Below are 19,286 nucleotides of genomic sequence, written 5' to 3' on the forward strand. Positions count from 1 at the left end.
AAGATAATTAGCAACGACTAAACGTTAAAAAAGATGAATAAGATCATACTATTTACCATAACCTTATTGTTACAAGGGGGGCTTTGTTTTGGACAAAAGCCCGTATCCGTCAGTTCAAAAGCAGCTGGTGAGAAATTTGAACACTTCTGGAGCAAAAGTGTAGGAGCGGGCCGAGCCAATGAAGGATTACGTGCTGGTTGGCTAGAGCAATTGGAAAAGGTGCAGCAAAATTGTGGGTTTGAATACGTGAGGTTTCACGGTATTTTCCATGATGATATGTTTCCCATCTTTGAAAAAGACGGGAAATACACCTATAACTGGCAATATATCGACGATTTGTTTGATAGGATGCTGGACTTGAATGTGCGGCCTTTTGTGGAGCTGGCCTTTTTCCCTACACCATTGGCGGCAGAAAACAGCAAAACGCAGTTTTGGTGGAAGGCCAATATCACCCCCGATGAATCTAAATACGACGAATGGTATAACTTGGTACAGGCCTTTACCCAGCATTGTGTGGATCGCTATGGGATCGACGAGGTGCTTACGTGGTATTTTGAAGTATGGAACGAGCCCAATCTCTATTATGGATTTTTTGATGGTACCAAGTCGCAGTATTTTGAATTGTACAAACAGTCGGTGCTGGCAGTACGTTCGGTGGATGAGCGACTGAAAGTAGGAGGGCCTTCCAGTAGTAACTTTGTGGCTGATGGCAGGTATGACGGCGAAGTAGAAAGCAGGGATGGCGATCTTATCACATTTACGGCAGATAATATCAATGACCTGGAATGGAAGGGCTCGTGGATAGTGGATTTTCTGGAATACTGTGAAAAGGAAGAGTTGCCGGTGGATTTTATATCTACACATCCTTACCCTACCGATTATCCTTTTAATCCCAATACGGGCAAAGGAAAGGATTTTTCACGGTACGTAAATTCTACCAAGGATGATATGGAGTGGCTTAATGAAGTAATAAAAAACAGTGCGTATCCAACTGCCGAAATTCACCTTACGGAATGGAATACAAGCCCGAACAGCCGGGATGCCATGCACGACTTTTTACCTCCTGCTGCCTATATTGCCAAGGTAAATCTGGATTGCATTGGATTGGCCAATTCATTGGCATTCTGGACGTTTACGGATATTTTTGAAGAAAAAGGTGGTGGAGAGAGTATTTTTCACGGAGGTTTTGGCATGATCAATTACCAAGGTCTTGTGAAGCCTTCCTATCATGCCTATCGAATGCTTCACCAGCTCGGGGACGAGAAAATCTATCATAACGATTACCTATTTGTGAGCAGAAAATCAGGCGATGGAAAAATAGTAGCATTGGCCTATAACTACCCCGAAGACCATTACAATGCAGTGCCTTCCAGTATCAAAAAGATCGACCAGCATAAAAATGGCAAAAGCCGATCCTTGGACTTTAACTTATCTGACCTAAAATCGGGCACCATGTTCAAAATAGAAGTACTGGACTGGGAAAGTGGAAATATCTATGACTACTGGGAACAAATGGGCAAACCGGAACCACCAACGCGTGAACAGATAAAAGTAATGAAAAACTACGCTGAGAACTTGGACACTGACCTTGTTAGTGCCGATGAAAATGGAGAAGTCAGTTTTCAACGTACGCTGGCTCCTTGGAGTTTGGTCCTTATAGAACAGGTTAATTGATCTTTACATCACTTGTGCAAATAATTAAATAAACCATTGTAAATAACCTGAAATGAGATTCATAAGACATATCTTTTTATTTGTCATGCTGGGTGTTTCCATAGCTGGCCAAGCCCAAGACTTGAAGTTGTGGTATGATCGTCCCGCACCGGACTGGAATGAGGCGTTACCTATTGGAAACGGAAGGTTAGGCGCTATGGTCTATGGTGATCCCCTAAGGGAGAATATCCAACTTAACGAGGAAACGCTTTGGTCCGGAGGGCCACACCGCAATGATAACCCGGACACAAAGGCCATATTGGACGATATCCGAGCGCTGCTTTTTGAGGGGAAGTACAAAGAAGCCCATGACTTGGCCAATGCCAAAATCATTTCCCAAACATCCCATGGGATGCCCTACGAAACGGCAGGAAACCTATACCTTGATTTTCCCGGTAGTGATAATTATACCAATTATTATCGGGAATTGGATATTAGTAAAGCCATCCAAAAGACGACCTATACGGTGAATGGTGTGGATTATGAGCGGGAAATGTTTACTTCCTTCGCCGACCAAGTACTGGTCATCCATCTTCGTGCAAGCCAACCAGGGAAAATCAACTTTACGGCCACCATGGATCGGCCTGATTCTACCTTGCGAAAGCTGTCTACAGCAGGTGATAACCTCCTGATAATGAATGGCAGGAATGCTGACCGCAAAAATAAGCGTTTACCCAAAGGTGCTGTGGGAACCAAAGGGCAACTGAAATTCGAATCATTGGTAAAGGTCATCCCGCAAGGAGGGAATCTGGTGACAGAAGAAGCTTCCCTGACCGTAATGAATGCCAATAGTGCTACCATTTATGTTTCCATTGCCACTAATTTTGTCAATTACCAAGATATCAGTGGTGATCAGCATGAGCGAGCCCAATCGTACCTGAAAGGGGTGGAAGGAAAATCCTATGATGCACTCAAAGAAGCCCACATTGCCAAATACCAACGGTTTTTTGATCGGGTAACCTTGGATCTTGGCCATACAGCAGAAGCTGAAAAAACTACCGATCAACGTATCAGGGATTTCAGTAAGGTAAATGATCCTTCTTTGGCGGCACTTTATTTTCAGTACGGGAGATACCTTTTGATCAGCTCTTCCCAACCGGGCGGCCAGCCATCAAACTTACAGGGTATTTGGTGCAACCAACTCGACCCACCATGGAAAAGTGCCTACACCATCAATATCAATACGGAAATGAATTACTGGCCTGCCGAAGTGACCAATCTCCCAGAGATGCATGAACCATTGATCCAAATGGTGAAGGAGCTGTCCGAAGCAGGGAAAGAAACCGCCCAAGTGATGTATGGCGCTGATGGCTGGACGACGCATCACAATACGGATCTTTGGCGCATCTGTGGCCCGGTGGATGGAGCTACTTGGGGGATGTGGCCAATGGGAGGTGTATGGCTGTCCCAACACCTCTGGGACAAGTTCATGTTTTCTGGTGACCTTGAGTACTTAAAGGATGTCTACCCTGCGATGAAAGGTGCTAGCGCTTTCTGTCTTGATTTTTTGACTCCAGAGCCCACAAATGGGTGGTTGGTAGTGGCTCCTTCCACTTCCCCAGAGAACAGGCCCCAACATTTTCCAAACATGGTAAACATAGCTTATGGTACCACGATGGATACACAGCTGGTATTCGATATCCTTACCAAGACTGCCAAGGCAGCACAATTACTCGATGTGGATGCGGAGTTGGTGGCTAAAATTGACAAAGTACTCCCTCAGCTTCCGCCCATGCAAGTGGGACAGCACGGTCAGCTTCAAGAATGGCTTTATGATTGGGATGACCCTGAGGACCATCATCGACATGTTTCACATCTCTACGGGCTGTACCCCTCCAACCAGATTTCGCCTTATCAAAACCCCACATTAGTAGAAGCGGCCAAAAACGTGTTGATCTACCGTGGTGATCCTTCTACAGGCTGGTCCATGAACTGGAAAATCAACCTTTGGGCGCGCTTGCTGGATGGAAACCACGCTTATAAGCTGATGACAGATCAGATCAAATTGGTAGGAAGACCAGATTCCCCCAAAGGTGGCGGGACGTACGCCAATATGCTCGATGCCCATCCTCCTTTTCAAATAGACGGAAACTTTGGATTTACCTCTGGACTGGCCGAAATGCTGGTACAGAGCCACGATGGCGCCGTTCACTTATTACCTGCCCTACCCGATGTGTGGGATAAAGGCAAAGTCGAAGGGCTACGGGCCAGGGGCGGTTTTGTCATCGAGTCATTGGAATGGGAGGATGGTCAGGTCAAAGAGGCCGTTATCCGTTCGACCATAGGAGGAAACTGTAGGATACGTTCTTTTAGCGAACTTTCCCTCAAAGGAACGGGAAGCCTTAAAATTGCCGAAGGCACCAACCAAAACTTGTTTTATCAAGTGCCACAGATCGAAAACCCTGAAATTTCAGCAAAGGCCAGCCTAGCAGCATTTGAAGTGCCTAAAAGCCATTTATATGAGTTGTCAACTAACCCAGGACAACGCATTGTTTTAGTCAGTAAACCATGAAATAACCTTAAGTACTTATGAAGAATCAATGGATTACGAATTTCAAGCATTGTTTTCCTATCATCATTGCCTTGATTGGCCTTCAGAACGTTTGTTTTGGCCAAGGGAATCAGGAAGGAGAAAATGTAAAGAGCGATCGCCGTTTGTCACTGTGGTACGAACAGCCAGCCACAGAGTGGACCAAAGCCCTTCCTATAGGGAATGGTCGACTTGGAGCCATGGTGTATGGCGGGATCCAAATGGAGCACTTGCAGCTGAATGAGGAAACGCTATGGAATGGCGGACCGCATAGTTATGATAATCCAGAAGCCTATCAATACCTTAAGGAAGTGAGGGGATTATTGGAACAGGGTGAATATATCCAAGCTGAAGATACAGCCCAAAAAATGCTCGGGTCACCTTCCAAGCAGATGGCCTATCAGCCATTTGGAGATTTGTTTTTGATGTTTCCGCAAGGTGAAAAAGCAAAAAACTACCGTCATGAGCTTGATTTGGCGTCGGCAGTGAGTACTGTTTCCTATGATATCGGCCCCACCCACTATACCAGGAAGGTGTTTGCCTCCCATCCCGATGAGTCGATTGTCATGCGGGTAGAGGGGGAAGGCGAGGGACAGGTTACCTTTGATCTATTACTTACCAGTCCGCATCCATCCTCCACCTCAGTGGATGAGCATGGCCTGTTAGTGATGAAAGGCCAGTTGGGTCCCCGTGAAGAAAGAGGGCTGATAGGTCCTTGGGAAGGAGAGGGAATCGAATTTGCCGCTAAGGTAAAAGTCTTGGCCGAAGGAGGAGAGGTGGTCTCACAAGGAGAAAAAATATCCGTCAGGGATGCCGATGCAGTGACCTTGGTATATGTGGCGGCCACCAGTTTTGAAAGCTATGATGATGTAAGCGGAGACCCTGTGCAGAAGGTCAATGATGATTTATCGGCAGTAGACGGAAAGTCCTATGACGATTTATATCAAAGGCACATTAAAGAATATTCAGAGGTGTTTAACAGGGTTTCTATTGACCTTGGTGGTCCAGAGGAAGGGGATGATGTCCCTACAGATCAAAGACTTCACAAAGTGATCGACGGAGGAACGGATCCATTGCTGGCAGAAAAGATCTTCCAATATGGCCGTTACTTAATGATAGCTGGATCCAGACCAGGTTCGCAGCCATTGAACCTTCAGGGGATTTGGAATGGGACGATTAACCCTCCTTGGGCCAGTAAGTACACGATCAATATCAATATCCAGATGAATTATTGGGTAGCTGAGGTGTGTAATTTGAGTGAGTTCCATGAGCCTTTACTGAACATGGTGGATGAGTTACAGGGGCCCGGAAGCACTACAGCCGAGGTACATTATCGTGCCAATGGCTGGGTGACTCACCATAATACAGACCTCTGGCGTGGTACGGCTCCCGTGGATGGTGCGCAGTGGGGAATGTGGCCCATGGGAGGAGCATGGCTTTGCCAGCACTTATGGGAGCATTACCTATATACGGGAGATCGTGAGTTTCTCAAGAAAGCCTATCCCATCATGAAGGGAGCGGCCACTTTCTTTTTTGATGCATTGGTAGAAAATGAGGAGGGATACCTGATTACTTCTCCTTCTATTTCACCAGAGCATAGCCATGGGGGCACCACAGCCGATGGCCTAAGTGTGGGACGGGATGGCACCTCGCTTTGTGCTGGTCCTACCATGGATACCCAGATCTTGAATGACCTGTTTGCCAATTGTGTGAGGGCATCTGAAATATTGGGAGAGGACAAGAAGTTTAGGCATCAGGTCGAACGAACAAGAGCCAGGTTGGCTCCAATGAAAGTGGGCCGCTACGGTCAGCTTCAGGAGTGGCAGTCCGATTGGGACAATCCTGATGATCCCCATTCCCATGTTTCACACTTGTACGGACTTTATCCAAGTAGCCAAATAAACCCTTCCAAAACGCCCGTTCTTTTTGATGCAGCGCGGACTTCGTTGATCCAGCGTGGCTTTAATGATGGCTGGCCCGGGGCTTGGAGGATTTCTCTATGGGCCAGGGTAGGAGATGGCAATAACGCCCACAAATCCCTCAATGACTATGTCATCCCAGGATTGTCCGAAAGTTTGCTCAACAACGGTAGGGTGTTCCAGATAGACGCTAATTTTGGAGCGACCGCAGGGATAGCCGAAATGTTGCTTCAGAGCCATGATGGGGCTGTCAACTTATTACCTGCCTTGCCAGATGTGTGGGATAAAGGCAAAGTCGAAGGGCTACAGGCCAGGGGCGGTTTTGTCATCGAGTCCATGACTTGGAAAGATGGTCAGCTCGAGGAAGCAGTGATCAAATCAACACTTGGTGGCAATTGTAGGGTGAAAGCATCCAACGAGCTGGTTTTAGCAAGTGGCCAATCCCTGAAACTGGCCAAAGGCAACAATAAGAATGAGTTTTATCAAATTCCAGCTATAAAAGAACCGGTGATAGCCGATCGCTCGGCCCTACAAGGCTATTCTGTCCCAGAAACCACTGCATATGATATACCTACCGAAAAGGGTGAAATAATCAGGTTGGAGAGGAAGTAAACCATCGCTAGATGCGGTTCGTCATCCAAGGCCTTCACTAAGGATGGGCTATGGCTAGGGAATCCAGCAATACGTCAATAAATTAAATTATGGATATGATACAAAAAGTAAAATTTATAAAACCTCGGTTGTGCTTACTATTTATCTTGTTCTTTGGCATATCGGTCAGTGGAATCGCTAAGGAGTTTTATGTCTCCCCGTCAGGAAATGATAAAGGGAAAGGGACATTGAAAAAGCCTTTTGCGACCATTGCCTATGCCCAATCGATGGTGAGGGCTTTCAAAAAAGCCAATCCCACAGAACCCGTCACGGTTTACCTAAAAGGCGGGAAATATTACCTGTCCGAGCCTATCGTGTTTACCGCAGCGGATAGCGGTACTGCAGACGCTCCCATCACCTATAAAGCGTATAAAGATGAAGTACCCATGGTACTGGGAGGCGTGGAGCTGACAGACTTGCAATGGGAACAATATGATGAGCATATCTACAAGACCAAGGTGCCAGAAGGGCTGGTCTTCGAAACCCTTTTTGTCAACGGAAAACAACAAGTGCTTGCCCGCTATCCCAATTACGACGAGGATGCTGCCAAGTTCAATGGAACGGCCGCAGACTGTTTATCCCCAGAGAGGGTAGCTACTTGGGAAGACCCCACCTATGGTTACTTTCATGCCATGCACAAGGCGCTATGGGGAGGTGTTCATTATCAGATCACTGGTAAGAAAAATGACCAAGAGGTGATCCTCGAAGGGGGCACGCAAAACAACCGCGGAAGTAGTCAGCACGCTGAATTTCGCTTTGTGGAAAACATCTTCGAAGAGCTGGATACCTTAAACGAATGGTATTTGGACCGAAAAACCTCCGAACTATATTTTTATCCGGAAGAGCAACAGGATTTGGACAAAGCAGCGATAGAGGTCGCCGCTTTGGAACAACTGTTCGTGTTTGATGGGACAATGGAAAACCCCGTGAAGTATGTTTCCATTGAAGGGTTGACCCTAAAGCGCACCATTAGGACATTTATGAAGACCGCCAATCGCTTGTTGCGTAGTGACTGGACGATTTATAGGGGCGGAGTGGTCCATTTTGAGGGAACGGAAAATTGTGCCATTAAGGATTGTGAAATGAGTGACTTGGGAGGCAATGCCGTATTCTTTAATGAGTATAATAAAAACAGTGCTGTAGAAGGTTGTCATATATTTGATGTAGGAGGAAGCGGTGTTTGTTTTGTAGGAGATATCAATACAGTATGGCATGAGAACTACGATATTGGCAATGCCCCGGATCTGGACAAGATGAACTTTACGCGCGGCCCAAAAACCGATAATTACCCCCAACATTGCCTTGTGGACAATAACCTGATCCATAATATAGGAACGGTGGAAAAACAAACGGCAGGGGTACATATGAGTTTGGCGGCTTATATTACTGTGAGCAGAAATAGTATTTATGACGTGCCCAGAGCAGGGATCAATATTAGTGAAGGAAAATGGGGAGGGCATATATTGGAATACAATGATGTGTTCCTGACCGTCCAAGAAACCCATGATCATGGTGCCTTTAACAGTTGGGGACGGGATCGGTATTATACTAAAAACAGAGGTGCTGCCGGAGATAGAGTGGCCCTGCATGGGTATGATTTGGTGAGATTGGATATGATTGAAAAGAATGTAATCAGAAACAACCGTTTTCGTTGTGATCACGGATGGGACATAGACCTTGATGATGGCTCCGCTTGGTACGAAATCTATAATAATGTTTGTTTGAGTGGAGGTATCAAATTGCGTGACGGGATGCTCAGGACAGTTTATAATAACGTCACCATCAATAACTCCATGAACTTGCACGTATGGTTGCAAAATAGTGGGGACACCGTTAAGAATAATATTTTCACCCATGGGTACATGCCCATAGGCATGAGGCACTGGGGATCTCAGCTTGATTCCAATCTGTTTTTCCAAAAAGAATCCTTAAAGAAAATCCAGAACTCCTTTGGTACCGATCAGAACAGTGTGTATGGAGATCCTGAGTTTGCAGATCCTGCCAATGGTGATTATACAGTGACCGATACGGCCTTGGCCAATAAGATAGGATGGAAGAATTTTGCAATGGATCAATTTGGCGTTCAAAAACCTGCTCTAAAGGCCATTGCCAAAACGCCTGAAATCCCTGAAATCGAACTGACACCTGACGAGGTGATTCCCGGTGTGGAATACATGGGCGGTGTGATAAAGAACATTGTCAATGATGGCGAAAAATCAGCAGCAGGACTGCCTGACTATAAAGGAGCCAAGATCGTAGAAAGGCCAACAAAGGGGATTTTCTCAGTCGTCCAATTACAGGACGATGATGTGATCCTCAAATTGGATGATGAAGAAATCGACAATATTGATGATTTCAGGACCCTTTTGGCCAGTGACCATGTGTATGGAACCATTGGGGTATGGCGATACCAAAAGCTGATCGAGCTGGAATTGCCTGATCCTGCTGATTGCACTATTCCAATGATGATCGATAAGGAAAATTGGGAATTGGTTTCTGTAGACAGTGAAGCAGCAGATTATTCGGCCAAAAATGCTATAGATGGGGATCCACAGACTTTTTGGCACACACAGTTTGAACCTACCGAACCGGCTTTTCCCCATGAAATAGTCGTGGATATGGGCGAAGCGCATGTCCTTCATTCGTTTGAATATGTGCCACGACAGGGATCCTCACATCCCCGTATCAAGGACTTCCGGTTGTATGTTTCGGAAGATGGCAAATCGTGGGGCAAGCCCTTGGTGGAAGGGACCTTTGAAGACTCCGAAGAGATTCAAGCCTTCTCCATTGATAAGGTAAAAGGCCGCTACTTCAAGCTAGAAGGGCGTTCGGGATATACTCGCAATGCTGCAGCAGTGGGCGAGATCTCCTTATACGGAACTTGTGTGCCTTAACGAAATAGGGCAAATCAACTGATAAGCCTAATACGCTCCTTCAGCCTTTCTTGTCGCAAGCAATGAAGCTACAAATGCAAATTAAGAATAAGACGTGAAATGATGTTTATAAACGAAGTAGGACCAAGTGGGCAATTCCAAAAAGGGTTGGTAATCCTTTTTTGTATATTATTATGCCCTGATGCGCTGTTATTGGCCCAGTCAACTGATCGGCCCAATGTTATCTTTGTGATGCCCGATGACATCAGTCATCATGCATTTTCTTATTACAACGAAGATGGTCCCCAGACTCCTCATATTGATGGTTTTGCTCAGGAGGCTGTTCGCTTGACGGATTTTCATGTATCACCAAGCTGTTCACCAACACGTGCGGCACTTTTGACGGGTAGACCGAGTAATGTAGTAGGGGTGTGGCATACCATTAATGGACGTAATATGATGCGTGCTGATGAAATTACCATGGCAGATATCTTTAAAGCCAATGGATACGCTACAGGTTTGTTTTTTAAATGGCATTTAGGCGATAATTATCCTTTTCGCCCAAAAGATCGAGGTTTTGAGTATGTAGCTTGGATCAAAGGTGGAGGTACAGGCCAACAGCCTGATTACTGGGGCAATACCAATAGAAGTGCCAGCATGTGGGTGAATGACCAGTTGGTCAAAATGACCGATGAAGATGATGGAATCGAAGGAGCCTTCACTACCAACTTCTTTATGAACCGGGCCATGGATTTTATGGAAGAAAATATCCGGCAGAACAAACCGTTTTTTGCCTATATACCACTAGGGACAGCCCATGCGCCACATGTAATGCCACCTGATGCCCGTAAGGGTGTAAGCGCCAAGACTGGAACGATCGAGAATATAGACAAGAATTTTGGTCGCTTATTGGAGTTTTTGGAAGATAAAGGCATTGCAGACAATACCATTTTGGTCTTTACCACTGATAATGGGTCCGGCACTCACCTGCGGGGTGGTAAAGGATCCAATTATGATGGAGGCACACGAGTTCCTTGTTTCGTCAGGTGGGAAAATGGCCAACTTGGTGGCGAAGGTAAAGGAAGAGAATTGGCCCTTCTGACGGCACATATCGATTGGTTACCCACGTTTATGGATATGCTAGACCTGGATGATGAGGAAGGACGACCCGCAAAACTCAAGATACGAGGTAGGAGCTTTAGGCCTTTTTTGGATGAAGATCCCACCAATGATCCAGTGGACTATAAAAACAGGGCCGTCACCATTAATGACATGTGGACTGAGTTTCCCGAAAAATACAAAAAGCTTTCGGTGAAAAAAGACGAGTGGGATGGCGATGTCATTACGCACAAGTGGCGGTTGGTACGTACCAATAGTGAGTCCGATTGGGAGCTGTATGATGTGCTTGAAGATGAAGTGCAGCAAAATGATATCATCGATCATCCTGCCTATGAGGAGATTGTGGGTGAGCTGAAGGAGGAATATGAAAAATGGTGGCAGCTTGTGGATGAAAGATCGAGTGAATATACGAGGATCATTATAGGAAATCCTGCCGAACCAGTTAGTGATCTTCATGCCCATGATTTTCACGGTACGGTGATCTGGAGCCAAGGAGATGTGAAAAAGGGAGCAGAAGGCAGTGGCTTCATTGCAGTGGAATTTGATAAAACGGGTACCTATACGTTTGATCTTCGTCGGTGGCCAAAGGAAATTGCAGCAGAAACCACTTTGACCTCAGCAGGTCCTGGAGAAGCCCTGGACATATCCAGTGCGAGGATTAAGATCTGGAATGGCGATCAAGTATATGTCGATAAGAGCAAAGAAGCTGATCCGGATGCAGATGGCGTGCATTTCACCATTGATGATTTACCAAAAGGGCCTGCCTTTATCCAAACTTGGTTTTACGATGAAGCAGGAGAAATGGAAGGTGCGGTTTATTATAATTATGCTCAGGTTCATAACCAAGGTTTTCCTTTGTCCAACTGAGGTAAAAGAGTAAAATTTCTGTAGCCTTTTTTTGGATGGTAAAACAATTTACTTGATCTTGTAGAAGATGCGAAAAAAGTGTATTTGGTAAAAAATATGCCTAAATGCTAGCGTTTAGTTGAGGATGAAATTTCATTGCGGATATATGTGAGTCGGAATTGTATCTATTCATTAACCTAGAAATAATCACAAAATGAATACGGTTCATCTTAAGGATATCTTGAGAAAGATGGTGGATAATAATGATGAAAAGGCATTTTCTGTTTTTTTTGACCATTATCATACACGAATGATCAACATGTCCATGCTTTTTGTTCAAAACTTTGATCTAGCCGAAGAGGTAGTTTCGGAGGTGTTATTAAAGCTCCTGCAAAAAAAGGAGCGATTGCTTAAAATTGAAAATTTTGAAGGGTACTTGTTTAAGATGGTGAAAAACTACTCTTTAAATAAGCTGAAATTTCATAAGAAGGAAAGTAAACATTTACGGGTTGATGATATTCAAGATTTTCTGATACCAGACACTTCAGATCCAGAGAAAGACCTGATCAACTGCCATTTAGGAGATTTTTTAGATGAGGTTATCCAAAAGTTACCTCCAAAAAGGAGAATGGTTTTTAAGCTGATCAAAGAAGAAAATATGAGCTATAGTGAAACTGCAGCGTTGTTGGAAATCTCCGTAAAAACCGTAGATGTGCATTTGAGTTTGGCCATAAAGGAACTCCGCAAAAGGCTTAAGGTATTTTATGACGAACACCAAGAAAAAATACCCATGTCCCGACAGCGATTTTTATCTATCTTTTTGTAATTGCCCCCCTAACATAGCCATCAGGCTAATACATGTAAGTTGCTGAAAATCTGTGTCCTTAAAAATGTTTGTGCTCTTCATAAATGGCCTAGGGGGATTGCAAATCCCCCATTATTCCGGTTCGGGATTCCAAATCCCGAACAGCTAGGGTTTAAGAGATAAGAGGAGAGGTTTTTTCGATTTCCTAAAACTAGCCCATACGCTGAAGAGGTGATCAAAAAGTCCCCTTTAGGGGATTTAAGGGTGAATTTTAACTAAATTCCTTCAAAAGCAACGTCTATGCTCGGACGCCACTAAAAAAAATAGTAAAAACCATTAAGGAGTTTTCTGGGCTGCATTGTCTTTATAGTGTTGACAATGTACCTAGATGGAAAACCGTAAAGACATAGACCTAAAAATAGCCCGATGTTTACAAGGCGAAGCTTCAGAGGATGAAAAAAGAGAAGTTGATTCTTGGGCGAAACAGTCTGAGCAGAACGAGTATGAATACGAACGTCTACGTGCATACTGGAAGAAGCCAATAAGGGATCCCCAACTGGTAAACCATGAAGAGCAAAAGGCCCAAATATGGCAATCCTTCCTAGAGCAGCAGGAAGATATTCCTCAAAGAAAAACTTCCAGAGGCTGGTTAAGGATGGTGGCTGCATTTTTACTGTTAGCTTGCGGGTCATTCCTCTTCTATCAGTCTGATTATATCTTTCAGAAAGCCGATCCTGATAGTCCTTTATGGATCACCAAGGCCAACCAAAAAGGCCAAAAGTCACAAATTCAACTTCCGGATGGATCAAAAGTATGGTTAAATGCCGATAGTAAGATCAGTTATCAAGAAGTGTTTTCAGATACGGCGAGAGTGATACAGCTAGGTGGAGAGGCATTTTTTGATGTCGTAAGAGACAGTCTTCGCCCATTCATCGTGACCACAGAAGGGCTCAATGTGCGTGTTTTGGGCACTCAATTCAATGTCGAAGCTTTTGAAGGTGAAAGGGATATTACAGTTTCGCTATTAGAAGGTGCGGTAGAAGTCCATTCATCTGAAGAAGACTCCAACGAGGGGATCTCCATCCAGCCAGAAAACGGTATTTCTTTTATAAAACAGGAGAATATTTTTCAGCGATTTTCAAAATCCTCCCATAAAGAAAAATTCAATAAGGCCATTTCATGGAAAGAGGGTGTTTTGATATTTGAAGGGGTAGACATGTCGGTTTTTATACAAGAAATAAGCCGTTGGTATGGAGTGTCAGTTGTAGTGAAGGGGACACCAACAGATGACTGGGACTTAAAAGGACAATTCAATAATGAGTACCTGAGCAATATCCTTGAAGCGGTAAGCTACAGTAAAGGCTTCGAATATGAAATAGAGGATAAGCTAGTGACTTTGACCTTCGATAACAATCAAAAGAGATAGATGCTTATGAAACAAGCTGTCTGGCAAGAGGCCAGAAAATCAATTAACATCAGATTTTAGAACAATAAACCAATACCCAAAATGACGACAACCTTACCTCAATTAATGAAGACGGCACTGTGGTACTTGATTTCAGGCCTGCTGGCCCTGATAATAAGTATGAATGGTCTCTTGGCAAAAGAGACCTCAATACAAGGTGACAAAAAGTTAAAGGATTATCATATTGAAATCGGATTTGACCAAGTATCCATTCAGGACGTCTTTGTACAACTCGAATCAGCCACACCTTTTACTTTTGTTTATGACAAATCAGATGATTACCTGCATAAACGGGTTTCCATCACCAAAAAGGATTATAGCCTAGAGGAGCTTTTGGGAGAAATAGGCAAATTCCAAGGGCTTCATTTTAAGCAGGTAAATTATAATATTAGTGTATTGGACACCGTAGAAGAGCGGGAGCCGGTGGAGACCAAGGCCATGGTTCATACTGTCCAAGGAACTGTCATATCCCAATCCGATGGCGAGCCTATTCCCGGCGCAACGGTGGTGCTAAAGAACACCACAAAGGGTACTGTCACGGACATCGAAGGGAAATTTACCCTGGAAGTTCCAGATGAGAATGCCATATTGATCATTTCTTTTGTCGGGTATCGCTCCGAAGAGATCCCTGTAAATAACCAAACGACGATAGAGGTGCTCTTGGAAGAGGACTTGCAAGGTTTGGAGGAAGTGGTGGTCGTAGGATATGGGGAGCAGAAAAAGGAAACGTTGACAGGGTCAGTGGTGAATGTAAAAGGCGATGAAGTGGTGGCAAGCCCATCAGCCAATGTGACCAATTCTTTGGCAGGGCGCTTACCCGGTCTAGTGGTGAACCAGCGAAGTGGTGAGCCTGGCAAGGATGATCCCAATATCCTGATCCGTGGAAATTCCACATTGGGAAATAATTCACCTTTGATCATTATTGATGGGGTACAGCGGAGTCTCATGGGCAGGCTGAACCCAGAGGATATCGAAGATATTACCGTGCTGAAAGATGCTTCGGCGGCGATCTATGGAGCTAGGGCGGCTAACGGCGTGATTATTATTACCACTAAAAAAGGGAAAGTTGGAAAGCCGTCTTTTAACTTGTCCTATAATCAGGCATTCAACCAACCCACTAGGATGCTGGAAGTAATGGATGGCCCTACCTTTGCCGATGTATATAATGAAGCTGCTTGGTACAGGGCAGGGCGGCCAGAAAATTTTAACAATCCCTATTCCGAGGATTTTATCCAACAGACAAGGGATGGAAGTGATCCAGTTCTCTATCCAGATACCGACTGGGTGGGAGAGGTACTGAAGCCTCATTCTTTGCAGAGCCGACTTAATCTTTCCGTTAACGGAGGAGGAGAAAATACACGGTATTTTGTCTCCTTGGGAATGATGAACCAAAACGGGAATTTTAAGAATAATCCTACATCCTATGAACAATATAATTTTAGGGCCAAACTAGATGTGGATATTTCCGATGACCTGACAGTCGGTTTGAATATTTCCGGTATTTTAAATAATGGAACCTATCCATCTACAGGAGTATGGGCAGGTTTTTATAATATTCTCCATGCCAGCCCATTGCTAGTAGCACAGTATCCCAATGGGCTGATCGGTCCTGGGAGACTGGGACAGAATCCCTTGCTTCGTGATCAGGTAGGAACGACTACCACGGAAGATGTTCCCATATATTCCACTTTTACGGCAGAGTATAAAGTTCCGTTTTTGGAAGGCATGAAGATCTCAGGATCATATAATTATGATATTAGCCACAGGTTTGAGAAGACCTTTAGGACACCATTTTATTTTTATGAATACAATGTTAATACAGAAGAATATGATCGTACAATGTCCTCCGAAATTCCCGTTACGGAGTTGACGGACAGGTTTGATAAGTGGACGACTTCACTGTACAATATTAAAATTCATTATGACAAGAGTTTTGACCAGCACAATATAGGGGTGATGCTCGGTAATGAACAGCAGAAGAACACCAATAAATGGGTGAGTGCTTATCGACGTAACTTCGTCAGTACGGCCATTCCCCAGATCAATGTGGGAAGTAATGCTCCAGAAGACAAAAATAACGGAGGATCAGCATCCTATGGTGGTTATAATAATTACTTTGGGCGGCTTAACTATAATTTTGATGAACGTTACTTGGCCGAATTTGTCTTTAGGTATGATGGATCACAGATTTTTCCCAAAGAAAACAGGTATGGCTTTTTTCCGGCGTTTTCTGCTGGATGGAGAATCTCAGAGGAAAATTTTATCAAAAACAACCTTCCATCCATCAATCAACTTAAGGTGAGAGTTTCCCACGGCAAAATCGGTAATGATAAAGTAGGACAGTTCCAGTATCTCCAGGCTTTTTCATTCGGTGATAATTACGTATTTGGAGGGGGAGATGTCCCGGGCATTTATCCCAATACCATGCCCAACCCAAATATCACTTGGGAAGAAAGTATCAAAACCGATATAGGACTGGAATTAGGTCTTTGGAATGGTCTTTTAGGACTTGACCTGACCTATTTCAAAGAAGACAGGAATAGTATTTTGGCCAAAAGAAACCTCAGTATCAGTGCGATATATGGTTTTTCAGGATTGCCGGATGAAAACATCGGAGAGGTCAAAAGCCAAGGTTATGAAGCGATCATTACACACCGTAACCAAGTGGGGGAATTCAATTATAACCTCAGTGGTAATGTTTCCTATGCCCGTACCGAAGTAGTGTACCTAGATGAAGTACCGCCGACGGAAGAGTACCAGGCCGTAACTGGCAGACCTGTAGGAGCACCGTTATATTATCATGCTGATGGTATCTTCAATACAGAGGAAGAACTGGAGGCCTATCCCCATCTGGCAGCTGCACAAGTAGGGGATATCAAACTGGTGGACCTTAACGAAGACGGACAGATCAATGCCCAAGATCAGGCGCGCTTTGATTATTCAGAGACACCAGAATTTGTTTTTGGCCTAAATGCTTCTGCCCAATATAAAGGGTTTGATTTCAGTATGCTTTGGCAAGGGCAGACCAACGCGTACAACCTTGACACAGAGTTCAGGAAACTGGGTACCACTGGCTATGACAATACGGCTGTGGCCAGGGCGGAGGATCGCTGGACAGTAGATAATCCGGACGGTAGTATGCCCAGGGCTGATGATGCATCACCTTCCAACAATACTTTTTGGGTTTTTGATGCCAGTTTTGTCAGGTTAAAGCAGGTAGAGCTGGGGTATACCTTGCCCAAACCTGTTAGCTCTAGCATCAAAATGGACAATGTCAGGCTCTATATAAGTGGCTTTAATATGTTGACCTTTGCCAAGAATGATTGGACCGATCCTGAAAGAAGTGGTGGTTACTTGTTTTATCCACAACTAAGGACAATGAACCTAGGTGTTAATATCAAATTCTAAAAGTAGCAATCATGAAAAATATACTAATTTATACAATTATACTTATAGCATGTTTGGGGTGCAATGATGACTATTTAGATGTTACGCCTCAGGATAGGGTTTCGGAAGATGCGGTCTGGTCAGATCCCAATTTGATAGCGGCTTATCACAATGGCTTGTATAATGGGATCCCCCATGGTTTTGGACGCCATATGATTTCAAAATACTCAGATGAAGCATTCAGTAATTTTTGGGATATACAGCGAAATACACTAAATCCCGATAATGTCACCTCAGTAGGAGGAGGAAACACCAACTATCTTTATTTTTGGGGAAGGGCGTATCAGTACATTCGAAAAGTGAATGTTTTTCTTGAAGAAATGGAAGATCCCCAAGTCGAGCTTCCAGATTTGGACAGGATGGTCGGCGAGGCAAAGTTTATAAGGGCCTATATGTATTTTGAGATGGTGAGGCGTTTTGGCGGTATCCCCTTGGTCACAGAGGTATATGCACTAGGAGACGAAGTGATGTTTACCAGAAATACATTTGATGAGTGTGTGGATTTTATCGATGCAGAATTGGATGAGGCCATCGCTTTGTTGCCGCAATCATATGCATCAACGGATGCTGATTTTGGTAGAGCTACACAAGATGCCTGTCAGGCACTGAAATCCCGCATGTGGCTGTATGCGGCTTCTCCATTGTTTAATTCTTCCAATGATATGGCCGTTTGGCAAAAAACCGCCGATGCAGCAGAGCTGCTATTGGATAGAGGATATTCATTGCATCCTGACTATAGACAGATGTTTATCCAAGAAAGTGGAGCTGCGAACGAAGAACTCTTGTTCGTAAGGAACTTTTCAGTGTCCAATTCCCATCAAGCACCCATTATCAACATGAACAGGAGATATGGAGGTTATGGTGGGTGGAGTGCCAGTAATGGTCCGACCCAAAATCTGGTAGATGATTATGATATGGAAAATGGTCAGCCGCCCTTTATCTATGATAATGGCCAAAAGCAGCTGAATCCAGCTGCCGGATATGACCCACAGGATCCTTATGCCGACCGAGATCCCAGAATGGACTATACCCTGCTCCACAATGGGTCTGAATACAGGGGGGATGTAATGGAAATGTGGGTTTCCTCGGATGAAGCCACATGGGGCTTTGATTCCTTCAGGCAAAGTGGTGACAATCCCCGATCAAACTACGTACTGAAAAAATTCATGCCGGATGAGGATATACCGCTGGATTGGTCTACACCTTTCCATATGCCTTGGATTCACTTTAGATTAGCCGAGATCTACCTCAACTATGCTGAGGCACAATTCGAACTGGGTAATGAATCTGTATGCAGAGAGTACATCAACATGGTAAGGGCTAGGCCTAGCGTAGCACTTCCGCCTATTGGCAATGACGTGACGGGCGAAGAATTACGAAGGAGACTTTATAATGAAAGGAGGATCGAGCTGGCCTTTGAAGGACATCGGTATTTTGATCAACGCAGATGGAAAGTTCCTTTAGAAGAATTGTCATCACCTATTATGGGAATGGATATTATAAAAGATGCAGCATCCGGTGAGCTGACTTTTACGCCATTCGTTTTGGGAGAGCGGGAGCCATTTGAGGACCATATGTACCTTTTACCCATAGAAACCAATGAGATCCAGCGTAATCCAGAACTAGAACAAACGCCTGGGTGGTAATCTACTAAAAAAACATCATAATAGGGTTTATTTGATGTAGGGTGGCTTTGTCTTCTGGTTAACCAGTGGCGAGGTCACCCTTTTTACTTGGGTTCGAAGACGATGAGAGAGTAACGTAAAGTGGCCAACTTATTAAGGAACCACATAGGCAGATAGAAAACATAGTTTTTTTGACTTGTGATGGAACGCAGATACCGCTGATCAGGCAGATGACCACTGATTTTTAAAAGAACAACATAGGAACATGAGGACACATAGCGCATTGGGTAAGC

At 44.4% G+C, this 19,286-nt stretch carries 9 protein-coding genes; all 9 read left to right on the top strand.

What is annotated here, in order from left to right; all coding sequences use genetic code 11:
• The first annotated feature begins 33 nt into the window (after positions 1 to 33).
• Complete coding sequence (locus tag DN752_RS23010) at positions 34 to 1,674, top strand: GH39 family glycosyl hydrolase (RefSeq protein ID WP_112786153.1); 1,641 nt, start codon at positions 34 to 36, stop codon at positions 1,672 to 1,674.
• 52 nt (positions 1,675 to 1,726) lie between these two features.
• Entirely contained in the window at positions 1,727 to 4,225 is a 2,499-nt protein-coding gene (locus DN752_RS23015; protein ID WP_112786154.1) for a glycoside hydrolase family 95 protein, read from the top strand.
• Positions 4,226 to 4,242: 17 nt separating this feature from the next.
• A complete protein-coding gene (locus tag DN752_RS23020; protein WP_112786155.1) occupies positions 4,243 to 6,774 on the top strand; it encodes a glycoside hydrolase family 95 protein in 2,532 nt (843 codons plus the stop codon).
• Positions 6,775 to 6,869: 95 nt separating this feature from the next.
• Positions 6,870 to 9,707 carry a discoidin domain-containing protein gene (locus DN752_RS23025; protein ID WP_162633337.1) on the top strand — a complete coding sequence of 946 codons (2,838 nt, stop codon included), beginning with the start codon at positions 6,870 to 6,872 and terminating at the stop codon, positions 9,705 to 9,707.
• 99 nt (positions 9,708 to 9,806) lie between these two features.
• Entirely contained in the window at positions 9,807 to 11,672 is a 1,866-nt protein-coding gene (locus tag DN752_RS23030) for a sulfatase-like hydrolase/transferase (RefSeq protein ID WP_112786157.1), read from the top strand.
• A 193-nt stretch (positions 11,673 to 11,865) separates the two neighbouring features.
• Positions 11,866 to 12,477 carry an RNA polymerase sigma-70 factor gene (locus tag DN752_RS23035; protein ID WP_112786158.1) on the top strand — a complete coding sequence of 204 codons (612 nt, stop codon included), beginning with the start codon at positions 11,866 to 11,868 and terminating at the stop codon, positions 12,475 to 12,477.
• Positions 12,478 to 12,844: 367 nt separating this feature from the next.
• A complete protein-coding gene (locus DN752_RS23040; RefSeq protein WP_112786159.1) occupies positions 12,845 to 13,882 on the top strand; it encodes a FecR family protein in 1,038 nt (345 codons plus the stop codon).
• A gap of 81 nt (positions 13,883 to 13,963) precedes the next feature.
• A complete protein-coding gene (locus DN752_RS23045) occupies positions 13,964 to 17,329 on the top strand; it encodes a SusC/RagA family TonB-linked outer membrane protein (RefSeq protein WP_211324083.1) in 3,366 nt (1,121 codons plus the stop codon).
• 11 nt (positions 17,330 to 17,340) lie between these two features.
• Positions 17,341 to 19,014 (top strand): RagB/SusD family nutrient uptake outer membrane protein, encoded by a 1,674-nt coding sequence (locus DN752_RS23050; protein WP_112786160.1) that lies wholly within the window; start codon positions 17,341 to 17,343, stop codon positions 19,012 to 19,014.
• Positions 19,015 to 19,286 lie beyond the last annotated feature (272 nt).

The organism is Echinicola strongylocentroti, from assembly GCF_003260975.1.
Lineage (GTDB): Bacteria > Bacteroidota > Bacteroidia > Cytophagales > Cyclobacteriaceae > Echinicola > Echinicola strongylocentroti.